The sequence below is a fragment of the Streptococcus sp. OMI870 genome, assembly GCF_047460295.1.
GTDB lineage: Bacteria > Bacillota > Bacilli > Lactobacillales > Streptococcaceae > Streptococcus.
On sequence record NZ_JASHGM010000007.1, the window covers coordinates 80,298 to 91,419 of the forward strand.

The following is an 11,122-nucleotide window of genomic DNA, read 5'->3' on the forward strand; positions in this document are numbered from 1 at the left end:
TTTTCATCATTCCTTATTATAATTTGGAAGGAATTGTTCCATCAAAAATGCAGTGTCATAATCACCAGCAATCACATGCGAATCTGAAATTAAATCCAACTGGAAATGACTATTGGTAGTGACACCATCAATTTCTAACTCATAAAGAGCTCGCTGCATCTTCATCAGTGCATCAAAACGATTTTCACCATGAACAATGATCTTAGCAATCATACTATCGTAGTATGGAGGAATTGTATAACCAGGGTAAACGGCAGAATCCACACGCAAGCCAACCCCACCACTTGGAAGATAGAGATTGGTAATCTTCCCTGGACTTGGTGCAAAGTTAAAGGAAGGATTTTCTGCATTGATCCGGCATTCCATTGCATGGCCTTTGATAACAATATCCTCTTGAGTGACAGATAATTCCTGGCCTGCTGCAATTTTGATCTGTTCCTTAACGATGTCAACTCCAGTTACAAATTCCGTTACAGGATGCTCTACTTGAACACGAGTGTTCATTTCCATAAAGTAGAACTCACCCTTGCCTTCATCATATAAGAATTCGATGGTCCCAGCATTCTCATAACCAACCGATTCAGCCGCACGAACAGCAGCAGATCCAATTCGATGACGAAGAGTTTTTCCAATGGCAATCGAAGGAGATTCTTCTAGAACTTTTTGATTATTCCGTTGAAGAGAACAGTCCCGTTCACCTAAATGAATCACATGTCCATGCTGATCCGCTAAAATTTGTACTTCAATGTGGCGTGCAGGATAAATCACCCGCTCCATATACATGGCACCATTTCCAAAAGCAGCTTGGGCTTCTGAGGAAGCTGATTCAAAAGCAGCAACCAGATCCTCTGGTTTTTCAACCTTCCGAATTCCTTTACCACCGCCTCCCGCAGATGCTTTCAACATCACAGGATAACCGATGCGTTCGGCAATCTCGAGAGCTTCTTCTGAAGTATAAACTTCCCCATCAGATCCAGGAATGACAGGAACTCCTGCCTTGATCATCTGTTTACGAGCATTAATCTTATCCCCCATCATATCCATAACTTTAGCAGATGGACCGATAAATTTAATGCCAACTTCTTCACACATGGTCGCAAACTTTGAGTTTTCGCTCAAAAATCCAAAACCAGGATGGATAGCTTCTGCACCTGTTAAAACAGCTGCAGATAAAACCGCACTCATATTCAAATAAGATTCTGTTGATTTGGCAGGTCCAATACAAACTGCTTCATCAGCTAGTAAGGTATGCAAGGCTTCTTTATCAGCAGTAGAATACACTGCAACCGTCTCAATGCCGAGTTCACGAGCTGCACGAATAATACGAACTGCAATCTCACCACGATTGGCGATTAAGATCTTACGAAACATAGATAGGCCTTTCTTAATTTCCAATTGCAAAAGTAAGCGTTCCTGAAGCTGCAAGCTTGCCATCTACTTCTGCCTTTGCTTCAACAACAGCAATTGTTCCGCGACGTTTGACAAAAGTAGCTGTCATCACCAGTTGATCTCCTGGAACGACTTGTTTTTTAAACTTCACCTTGTCCATACCTGCATAAAAGACTAATTTCCCTTTATTTTCAGGTTTTGACAACTCCAGTACACCTGCTGTTTGAGCTAGGGCTTCCATAATAAGAACACCTGGCATAACCGGATACTGGGGAAAATGACCGTTAAAAAATGGTTCATTGATAGTTACATTTTTTATGGCAACAATGGTATCTTCGCTTGTTTCCAAAACGCGGTCTACCAAAAGCATTGGATAACGATGTGGCAAAGCCTCACGAATAACATTAATATCAATTGTCATTTGATTCGAACCAATCCTTTTCCAAATTCAACCATTTCTTCGTTGTTCACCAAAATTTCAGTGACAACTCCATCTTGAGGTGCTGGTACTTCATTCATCACTTTCATGGCTTCAATGATCAAGAGTGTTTGACCTTTGGTCACCTTGTCTCCTACAGATACGAAAGCTGGTTTATCTGGAGCTGGTGACAAGTAAGCGACACCAACCAATGGACTTTCAACCACTTCGCCTTCTGCCACTTGAGTTGGAGCAGCAACCGGATCAGCCGCTACAGCTGGAGTTATCGGTGCTTCAACAACAGGGGCTACTACTGGCGTTTGAGGTGTTGCTGTCACTACTTCAACCGCAGGAGCTGCCGGTGTAGCCACAACTGAACTCGTTTGGTTTTTACTTAAATTCAATTCTTCGCCGTTATTTTTATATGAGAATTCACGCAAAGTTGAGGCATCAAATTGAGCCAACAGATCTTTAATTTCAGAAATATTCATGAATTATCCCTCCCAACGTTTAAAGGCAAGAACAGCATTGTGCCCACCAAATCCGAAGGTATTTGAGATAGCGTACTGAATATCCGCCTCTTGGCCTTCACCATATACAACGTTTGCTTCAATATAATCTGATAACTCTTGTGTCCCAGCAGTTTTTGGAACATATTGATGGCGAATTGCTTCGATCGTCGCAATGGCTTCAACTGCACCGGCGGCTCCCAAGAGGTGGCCTGTAAATGATTTTGTAGAAGATACTGGAACTTCTGTACCAAATACAGAAACGATTGCACCACTTTCTCCTTTTTCATTTGCTGGAGTAGAGGTACCATGGGCGTTGACATAATTGACCTGAGCTGGTTCAATTTCTGCCTCATCCAAAGCCAACTTCATTGCTTTGATAGCTCCTTGGCCTTCTGGATGTGGAGAAGTCATATGGTAGGCATCACAGGTATTTCCGTAGCCCACCACTTCAGCAAGAATGGTTGCACCACGTTTTTCAGCGTGTTCCAAACTTTCAAGTACCAACATTCCTGATCCTTCTCCCATTACAAATCCATTCCGATCTTTATCAAATGGAATAGAAGCACGAGTTGGATCTTCTGTTGTTGAAAGAGCTGTCAAGGCTTGGAAACCGGCGATTGCAAATGGTGTAATAGAAGCTTCTGAACCACCTACCAACATCAAATCTTGGAAACCAAACTTAATGGCACGGAAAGCATCCCCAATCGCATCATTCGAAGAGGCACAAGCCGTATTGATGGATTTACAAATTCCATTCGCTCCAAAACGCATCGCAACATTACCAGATGCCATATTTGGCAGAGCTTTTGGAAGGGTCATTGGTTTGACACGTTTTGGTCCTTTTTCATGCAAGCGAATCACTTGATCTTCGATTTCTTTGATACCACCGATACCAGAAGCAACAATGACACCAAAACGATCTTTATCAATAGCTTCTACGTCTAAACCTGCATGATTCACAGCTTCTTGAGCCGCATACAAGGCATACAAAGAGTAGTTATCAAAGCGGTTTGTATCTTTCTTGATAAAGTATTTATCAAATGGGAAATCTTGAATTTCAGCTGCATTATGAACAGCAAAGTCACTGTGGTCAAATTTTGTAATCGGACCAATTCCAATCTTTCCTTCTTTTAAGCTATTCCAAAATTCTTCTGGAGTGTTTCCGATTGGAGATGTCAAGCCATAGCCTGTTACAACAACACGATTTAATTTCATTTTAAAACCTACCTCTTCTTACTGCATAGTTAAGCCACCATCAATTGCGATGACTTGCCCTGTTAGATATTCTTGAGTTGCAAGAAAGACTGCAACATCTGCCACTTCTTCTGTATTTCCAAAGCGTTTCATTGGAATTTGAGTGATAGACACTTCTTTAATTTTTTCCGGAAGGCCTTCTGTCATATCAGATTCGATAAAGCCCGGCGCAATGACATTGACTCGGACATTTCTACCAGCTACTTCACGCGCTACCGATTTAGAAAAACCAATCAAACCAGCTTTTGAGGCTGCATAGTTAGCTTGTCCAACATTTCCTGTCAGACCGACAACACTCGACATGTTAATGATAGCACCTTCACGCGCCTTGGTCATCGGCTTTAAGACTGATTGTGTCATATTAAAAGCACCAGTCAAATTCACCTTCAAGACTTGCTCAAAATCTTCTTCCGTCAATTTTAACATGAGCTTATCATTGGTAATCCCAGCATTATTCACAAGAACATCTACTGATCCAAGGACTTCAATCGCTTCTGCTACCATTCGCTTCGCTTCCGCGGCTTTAGATACATCCCCAGTAACGCCAACTACCTTCACACCGTATGAGGCGAATTCATCTACTAAGCCTGCTGGAAGTTCTCCGCGACTATTTAAGACAATGTTAGCACCTTTTGAAGCAAATTTATGCGCAATAGCCAATCCAATGCCTCGACTTGAGCCAGTAACAAATACATTTTTATTCTTCAGTTCCATAGTCACCTCATCTTATTCGTTCAGTAGGGCATCAAGGCTGGCTTGATCCTCAACATTTTTCGTTGGAAGAGTTTTATCAATTTTTTTCAAGAAACCAGTCAAGACCTTACCTGGACCAATTTCAATCACTTCATCTACTCCAAACTCTTGAATCGTTGCAATCGAATCATAGAAACGAACGGGCTCCATCACCTGGCGAGCCAATAATGTTTTGATTTCGTCTGATTTCATGATCTTCGCTTCTGTATTCCCAACCAAAGGCAAGCTAAAGTCCTTAAAAGTGACTTTTCCAAGTTCAGTCGCTAGTTTTTCACTAGCAGAAGCCAATAAGGCCGTATGGAAGGGACCAGAGACATTCAGAGGAATCAACCGTTTTGCCCCTGCTTCTTTTAAGAGTTCAACAGCATAGTCCACAGCTTCAACCTCTCCACCAATCACAATTTGGCCAGGAGTGTTGTAGTTAGCTGGTGTTACGACTCCCTTTTCAGAAGCCTGTTGACAAATTTCTTCAATCAAGGCAGGATCAGTATTCATGACAGCAACCATCTTCCCGCTTCCAGCAGGTGCCGCAGTTTCCATAAATTCACCACGCTTAGCTACCAAAGAGACCGCTTCTTCAAAAGAAAGAGCGCCTGCAGCAACTAGAGCAGAATATTCTCCTAGAGAAAGACCGGCAACAATATCCGGTGTAATGCCCTTTTCTACTATTAGACGATAAATAGCTACTGAAGTTGTCAAAATAGCCGGTTGGGTAAAGCGTGTTTGATTGAGCTTGTCTTCATCCAAATCAATCAATTCTCGTAAATCATAGCCCAAAATCTGACTTGCAGTATCAAATGTCTCCTTAACAATCGGATAAGTTGCATACAAGTCACTAGCCATCCCCAATTTTTGAGCACCTTGACCAGCAAATAAGAAAGCACGTTTTGTCACTGTTCTCTTCCTTTCCTTTACTTGTTAGAATTTGACATCTGCCCAGCGAGCTGCTTCTTTCTGAATGACTTTAGCAGCTCCAAAATAGATATCTTCCAAGATTTCAGCACAGGTTTCTTCTTTACTTACGAGACCTGCAATTTGTCCTGCCATCACAGATCCGTTATCAACGTCTCCGTCCACAACAGCATTGCGAAGAGCACCTGCTCCTAATTCTTCAATTTCTTCTTGAGTCTTCTTACCTGCCAAGAAATCTTTTTCAGCTTGGTTATAAGCAGAAGCCAATTTATTCTTAATCGCACGAACTGGATGGCCAACAACTGACGCAGACACTACTGTATCAATGTCTTTAGCTTCCAAGATTTTATTCTTAAAGTTTTGGTGAGCATTTGATTCTTTAGCAACGACAAATCGTGTTCCCACTTGAACAGCAGCTGCTCCAAGCATGAAGACTGCAGCTGCTCCAGCACCATCAGCCACACCACCAGCACCAATAACAGGAATAGAGACAGCTTCGACAACTTGACGAACCAGGGTCATGGTAGTCAATTTACCAATATGCCCTCCTGCTTCCATTCCTTCAGCAATCACAGCATCCGCACCTAGTTTTTCCATCCGTTTTGCTAAAGCTACTGAAGGTACAACTGGAATAACGGTAATGCCAGCTTCGTGAAAACGATCCATGTATTTTCCAGGATTCCCTGCACCAGTGGTAACAACTTTAACCCCTTCTTCGATAACCAAATCAACGATATCATCTGCAAAAGGAGAGAGGAGCATGATATTCACTCCAAAAGGTTTGTCAGTAATGGATTTGACACGATCAATATTCGCTTTGACAACTTCTTTAGGTGCATTTCCTCCACCGATGATCCCAAGACCACCCGCATTGGATACAGCTCCCGCTAGATCACCATCAGCGACCCAAGCCATACCACCTTGGAAAATTGGATATTTAATGTTTAATAATTCTGTAATTCGTGTTTGCATAATACCTTCCTCGTTTTCGCTTAAGTAATAGTTTGAAAACGTTTCTTTGCTTTGAGCGTCAAACTATTACCTAAACAAGAGAGAATATCTTTCGATACTCTCATCCATTATTATTTAGTTTTTTCTTCTACGTAAGCTACAAGGTCACCTACAGTAGACAAGCCTTCTTCAGTTTCAATTTGAATGTCGAATGCATCTTCAATTTCTGAAATCACTTGGAACAAGTCCAATGAATCAGCTTCAAGATCTTCAAAAGTAGACTCAAGTGTTACTTCTGATGGTTCTTTACCAAGTTCTTCAACGATAATTTCTTGTACTTTTTCAAATACTGCCATGATTGGCCTCCTTAAAAATAATAAAAAATTTTTAAAATGTGTTTCCACATGTTTAACTAGATTGTAACAAGAAGTGTGCCCCATGTCAAACCTCCACCGAATCCTGTTAGAAGAATTTTTTGACTTCCATCCAATCTGATTCGATGATTCTCAACACACTCCGATAATAGAATGGGGATACTAGCAGCGCTAGTGTTTCCATATTCCATCATATTTGCTGGGATCTTTCCTCTAGAGACACCCAGTTTTTTTGACATCTTATCTAACATTCGGTCATTTGCCTGATGTAAAAGAAAATAGTCAATCTCTTCTGCTTCCAATGATGCATCTGTTATCAGCTTTTGGATACTTTTCGTGACATCACGAATAGCAAAATCAAAAACAGAACGTCCATCCATTTTCAGAAATCTTCGATCAGAAACTTCTTCTGAGTACGGAGAAGACAGACCCAAATAGCAAGATTCAAGACTAGAACCTCGGCTTCCATCGGTAAAAAGACTTTCAGCTAAAAACGATTTTTGATCGCTCGCTTCAAGCAAGACACCACCAGCTCCATCCCCAAAGAGGACTGACGTAGACCGGTCTGACCAGTCCAAGACTTTTGAAAGTGTCTCACTACCGATCACAAGCCCACGCTGGTACATTCCTGATGAAATATATTTTTCAGCAGAAGCTAATGCGAACACAAATCCGCTACAGGCTGCAGTCAGGTCAAAAGCAAAAGCCTTAGAAGCTCCAATATTGGCTTGCACCCGAGCTGCTGTTGATGGCATTAAGCTGTCTGGAGTAATTGTAGCGACAACGATAAAATCAATTTCTGCAGCGTCTAAGTTTGCTTTTGCTAATAATCTTTGAGCGACAACTGTTGCAAGATCACTAGTCGTCTCATCTCTTGAAATGTGACGACGAAGAATGCCTGTCCGACTACTGATCCATTCATCACTTGTATCCATAATCTCAGCTAAATCATCATTCGATACGACTTGGTCAGGTACATAATGAGCAACTTGACTAATTTTAGCAAAGACCATTATTTAATTTCCTCCAAGAAGCGATACAGATTTTGCAATCCTTTTTGCATCACTTTCTTCTCTTCGGGGCTCATATCTCCAATAATTTGGTTGACCATCCGTTTATGGAATTGTTGATGAAGTCGATAAAGTAGACGACCATTCTTTGTTAAACTTAAGTGTACAACCCGGCGATCAACTTCAGATCTTCTTCTTTCGATATACCCTTTGCGCTCAAGATTATTCAAACTTGTCGTGACAGTCCCCAAAGTCACCATCAACTCCCGTGAAATATCACTCGGGGTTGCATTCGGTGTCGAACCAATCACGTCGATCGTATGCATTTCTTTAATAGAAACATCTTTAAATCGACTTGCTCTTAGGCTCGTCTCCTCGATAACCAAAACATTATTAAAGATGGATGTTAAATAGTCATTAACTAATTGGTAATTCAAAACTCCACCTCCTAATTTTACTTTGATAGTCAAATTTTATCAAAAATGAAAATAATTTGCAAGCTTTTTTTCACAAAACATAGAAAAAATACAAATTTATTTTCCTTTAAATTGTGGCCGACGTTTTTCAGAGTAGGCAATAACCCCCTCCTTAAAGTCTTCCGTAAAGGCTAATTTCTTTTGCAAATCCAATTCAAGATCCGCATATTGATCCCAGTCTTTTAGGAAAGCATTCCAAACCATCTCTTTCATCGCGGCATAAGAATTTGAAGATCCTCTTCTTAATTTTTTAAGCAATTGATCTACCGTTTTCTCAAGTTTTTCAGATTCACAGACGCGGTAAGCTAGTCCATATTCCAATGCTTTTTCTGCAGTCAAGGCTTCCCCCGTCATTACTAAATGAGTAGCTCGTGACATGCCAATAGCTTTTCCTAATAAGAACAAACCACCCGCATCCGGTGCCAAACCAACTCCAACAAAAGCCTGAATGAATTTTGTCCGCTCACTAATAATACAAAAATCAACAGCTACTGCAATGTTTGCTGCTGCTCCTGCAACAGCTCCATCTGCCACCATGATAACTGGCTTAGGCAATTGTTTAATTTTCTTTGAAATAGTATTAACCAATTCAGCTATTAAGACAAGAGACTCGATGTCATCCGCATCGACTGCTCGTTTCATTTCGCTCAAATCTCCACCAACTGAAAAGATTTTTCCTTCAGCTGACAAAATAATGAACTTCACTTCTTCATTGTTCTCAGCATCTTCCAAGGCCTTTAAAATTTCCTGACACATTGGAATGTTAAAACCATTGGATACGTTCGGGCGATTTAAAGAAATAGTTGCTAGGTCATTTTCAACAGAATACAAAATTGTTTCAAACATTACAGACTCCTTTAATTTTCAGATTAAATATTTTGATATTGAAACTTTTTTAGTATAATACATCATACCACAAAAAATAAAATTAGTAAAATATATCTATAAGATGTAACAAAATTGTAAAATTTGAATATTTTAAACAAACTTCCTATAAGAATTCAATTATTTTTTGACCTGTCAGGAAATACATTGTATCAATAACTGAACTTTGGTATAATGTATTAATGAAACGATTAAGGAGAAAACATGAAAGTTACTAAATTCGGCGGAAGTTCTCTAGCATCTGCTACTCAATTAAAAAAAGTACTTGATATCATCAAAGATGACCCAGAAAGAAGATTTGTTGTTGTATCGGCTCCTGGTAAACGTAATCCGGAAGATACAAAAGTAACGGATGCCCTCATTCGATATTATAAAGAGTTCACTTCGGATAAGGATGTTACCCAAACCCAGAAATGGATTATTGAACGTTATCGTGAAATTACTGAGGAGTTGGGGCTAAAGGAAACGATTATTCAAGAGATCGCTGAAGATATCTATGATTTAACTAATTTACCTAAAAAAGGGAATCCATTTACATACGATACTTTTCTAGCGGCTGGAGAAAATAATAATGCTAAACTCATTGCTGCCTATTTCAATCAAAATGAGCTAGAAGCTAGATATATTCATCCAAAAGAAGCGGGACTTATCGTAACGGCAGAACCTTCAAACGCTCGAATTTTACCATCTAGTTACGATAAAATAGAAGAATTAAAGGATACAAGTGAAGTCGTTGTAATTCCAGGATTCTTTGGTGTTACCCAGAATGGAGATATTTGTACATTTTCTCGTGGGGGTTCAGATATTACTGGATCCATCATTGCTGCTGGCGTCAAAGCTGACTTATATGAAAACTTTACAGACGTAAATGGAATCTTTGCAGCTCATCCTGGCATTATTAAACACCCACATTCCATCCCTGAAATAACCTACAAAGAAATGCGTGAGTTGGCTTATGCAGGATTTTCAGTCTTACACGATGAAGCACTCGTTCCTGCGTACAGAGGAAAAATTCCATTAGTTATTAAAAATACAAATAATCCAGACCATCCTGGAACACGTATTGTTTTAGAACATTCAAATGATCATGTAACTGTAGTAGGGATTGCTGGCGATTCAGGATTTGTTAGTATAAACACCACCAAATATCTGATGAACCGGGAAGTTGGATTCGGTCGCAAATTCCTTCAAATTCTTGAGGACCTCAATATCAGTTGGGAACACATGCCAACAGGTATCGATGACTTGTCAATTATTTTACGTTCACGTGAATTAACTCCAATAAAAGAACAGGAAATCTTAAAACAACTAACTCAAAAATTAGAAGTTGACACCGCTGAAATCGAACATGACCTTTCAATCATTATGATTGTTGGTGAAAACATGAAAAGTCAAGTTGGGGTTACTGCTACCGCAGCAAAAGCACTTTCAGAAAATGAAATTAATATCCAAATGATCTCTCAAGGTTCAAGTGAAGTATCCATCATGTTTGTTGTCAGTAAAGACCAAGAAGAAAAAGCCATTAAAGCTTTATATAATGCCTTCTTCTCAAATAACTAAAAAGCAAAAAGCTCCGTTTGATAAACGGGGCTTTTATTTCTTAAAAACTCAGATTGACAAATTAAGTTGGATTTTGCATGTATCTCAGAAAAACTTGGTATGGTGTCTAATAATTCAAAGACTTCCTAAGAATTCTATTTCTTTTATCAGCTATAGCTGATAAATCATTTTAAGAAATATTCGTAAAATCCATTTGTTTTAATAGTCCATAATATTCATTGAGACCTCGTTGACCAGGATTTCCTGGATCTGCAAAGAAAATATCAATGTCATGTGCATTGGAAATAGATTTCCAATTAGAAAATTCTTTTCAGACAAATGTGGTTTTTATCTGAGCCTAGCATAGATGACTTTTTCTGTCTACCTTAATTTTACAAATTGTAAAATAAAAAAAGATCAATTACTTGATCTCATTTTTTATACTCCGCCAGTAGGACTCGAACCTACGACATCATGATTAACAGTCATGCGCTACTACCAACTGAGCTATGGCGGAATCAAGCTAAGCGACTACCTTATCTCACAGGGGGCAACCCCCAACTACTTCCGGCGTTCTAGGGCTTAACTGCTGTGTTCGGCATGGGTACAGGTGTATCTCCTAGGCTATCGTCACTTAACTCTGAATGCT

The 11,122-nt window shown here is 39.7% G+C and carries 12 protein-coding genes, 1 tRNA gene, 1 rRNA gene and 1 pseudogene; 1 reads left to right on the forward strand and 14 read right to left on the reverse strand.

What is annotated here, in order from left to right; genetic code table 11:
* Positions 1-6 precede the first annotated feature (6 nt).
* From QM968_RS10075 to QM968_RS10125, 11 genes are all read right to left on the reverse strand, one after another.
* Complete coding sequence (locus QM968_RS10075; RefSeq protein WP_414383828.1) at positions 7-1,371, reverse strand: acetyl-CoA carboxylase biotin carboxylase subunit; 1,365 nt, start codon at positions 1,369-1,371, stop codon at positions 7-9.
* A 13-nt stretch (positions 1,372-1,384) separates the two neighbouring features.
* Complete coding sequence (gene fabZ, locus QM968_RS10080) at positions 1,385-1,810, reverse strand: 3-hydroxyacyl-ACP dehydratase FabZ (RefSeq protein ID WP_414383808.1); 426 nt, start codon at positions 1,808-1,810, stop codon at positions 1,385-1,387.
* Positions 1,807-2,298: an acetyl-CoA carboxylase biotin carboxyl carrier protein gene (accB, locus tag QM968_RS10085; protein WP_414383811.1), complete on the reverse strand. Its 492-nt coding sequence runs from the start codon at positions 2,296-2,298 to the stop codon at positions 1,807-1,809. The genes fabZ and accB overlap by 4 nt, the downstream gene beginning before the upstream one ends.
* A gap of 3 nt (positions 2,299-2,301) precedes the next feature.
* Positions 2,302-3,534: a beta-ketoacyl-ACP synthase II gene (fabF, locus tag QM968_RS10090; RefSeq protein ID WP_009732281.1), complete on the reverse strand. Its 1,233-nt coding sequence runs from the start codon at positions 3,532-3,534 to the stop codon at positions 2,302-2,304.
* An 18-nt stretch (positions 3,535-3,552) separates the two neighbouring features.
* Positions 3,553-4,287 (reverse strand): 3-oxoacyl-[acyl-carrier-protein] reductase, encoded by a 735-nt coding sequence (fabG, locus tag QM968_RS10095; protein ID WP_414383814.1) that lies wholly within the window; start codon positions 4,285-4,287, stop codon positions 3,553-3,555.
* 12 nt (positions 4,288-4,299) lie between these two features.
* A complete protein-coding gene (gene fabD, locus QM968_RS10100; protein WP_414383817.1) occupies positions 4,300-5,220 on the reverse strand; it encodes an ACP S-malonyltransferase in 921 nt (306 codons plus the stop codon).
* Positions 5,221-5,244: 24 nt separating this feature from the next.
* Positions 5,245-6,210, reverse strand: a complete 966-nt coding sequence (gene fabK, locus QM968_RS10105) for an enoyl-[acyl-carrier-protein] reductase FabK (RefSeq protein WP_414383819.1) — start codon at positions 6,208-6,210, stop codon at positions 5,245-5,247.
* A gap of 110 nt (positions 6,211-6,320) precedes the next feature.
* Positions 6,321-6,545 carry an acyl carrier protein gene (locus QM968_RS10110; RefSeq protein WP_003003892.1) on the reverse strand — a complete coding sequence of 75 codons (225 nt, stop codon included), beginning with the start codon at positions 6,543-6,545 and terminating at the stop codon, positions 6,321-6,323.
* 56 nt (positions 6,546-6,601) lie between these two features.
* Positions 6,602-7,576, reverse strand: coding sequence for a beta-ketoacyl-ACP synthase III (locus QM968_RS10115; protein ID WP_009732278.1), 975 nt, complete (start codon positions 7,574-7,576; stop codon positions 6,602-6,604).
* Positions 7,576-8,010 carry a MarR family winged helix-turn-helix transcriptional regulator gene (locus QM968_RS10120; RefSeq protein WP_009732277.1) on the reverse strand — a complete coding sequence of 145 codons (435 nt, stop codon included), beginning with the start codon at positions 8,008-8,010 and terminating at the stop codon, positions 7,576-7,578. The genes QM968_RS10115 and QM968_RS10120 overlap by 1 nt, the downstream gene beginning before the upstream one ends.
* Before the next feature lie 96 nt (positions 8,011-8,106).
* Entirely contained in the window at positions 8,107-8,895 is a 789-nt protein-coding gene (locus QM968_RS10125; protein WP_414383823.1) for an enoyl-CoA hydratase, read from the reverse strand.
* A 243-nt stretch (positions 8,896-9,138) separates the two neighbouring features.
* Between QM968_RS10125 and QM968_RS10130 the strand changes: the two genes are divergently transcribed.
* Positions 9,139-10,494 (forward strand): aspartate kinase, encoded by a 1,356-nt coding sequence (locus QM968_RS10130; RefSeq protein ID WP_414383825.1) that lies wholly within the window; start codon positions 9,139-9,141, stop codon positions 10,492-10,494.
* Positions 10,495-10,600: 106 nt separating this feature from the next.
* On the opposite strand, the pseudogene QM968_RS10135 reads toward QM968_RS10130, so the two are convergent.
* The 3 genes and pseudogenes from QM968_RS10135 to rrf form a co-directional block, all read right to left on the reverse strand.
* A pseudogene (locus tag QM968_RS10135) lies at positions 10,601-10,804 on the reverse strand (IS30 family transposase); the annotation flags it as partial.
* A 112-nt stretch (positions 10,805-10,916) separates the two neighbouring features.
* A tRNA-Asn gene (locus tag QM968_RS10140) sits at positions 10,917-10,990 on the reverse strand.
* Positions 10,991-10,995: 5 nt separating this feature from the next.
* Positions 10,996-11,111: ribosomal RNA gene (rrf, locus tag QM968_RS10145) — 5S ribosomal RNA — on the reverse strand.
* Positions 11,112-11,122 lie beyond the last annotated feature (11 nt).

Coding starts and splice junctions, on each gene's coding strand:
- QM968_RS10130 (WP_414383825.1), top strand. CDS start 9,139: ATGAAAGTTACTAAATTCGGCGGAAGTTCTCTAGCATCTGCTACTCAA.
- fabK (WP_414383819.1), bottom strand. CDS start 6,210: ATGCAAACACGAATTACAGAATTATTAAACATTAAATATCCAATTTTC.
- QM968_RS10125 (WP_414383823.1), bottom strand. CDS start 8,895: ATGTTTGAAACAATTTTGTATTCTGTTGAAAATGACCTAGCAACTATT.
- QM968_RS10110 (WP_003003892.1), bottom strand. CDS start 6,545: ATGGCAGTATTTGAAAAAGTACAAGAAATTATCGTTGAAGAACTTGGT.
- accB (WP_414383811.1), bottom strand. CDS start 2,298: ATGAATATTTCTGAAATTAAAGATCTGTTGGCTCAATTTGATGCCTCA.
- QM968_RS10115 (WP_009732278.1), bottom strand. CDS start 7,576: ATGGTCTTTGCTAAAATTAGTCAAGTTGCTCATTATGTACCTGACCAA.
- fabG (WP_414383814.1), bottom strand. CDS start 4,287: ATGGAACTGAAGAATAAAAATGTATTTGTTACTGGCTCAAGTCGAGGC.
- fabF (WP_009732281.1), bottom strand. CDS start 3,534: ATGAAATTAAATCGTGTTGTTGTAACAGGCTATGGCTTGACATCTCCA.
- fabZ (WP_414383808.1), bottom strand. CDS start 1,810: ATGACAATTGATATTAATGTTATTCGTGAGGCTTTGCCACATCGTTAT.
- QM968_RS10075 (WP_414383828.1), bottom strand. CDS start 1,371: ATGTTTCGTAAGATCTTAATCGCCAATCGTGGTGAGATTGCAGTTCGT.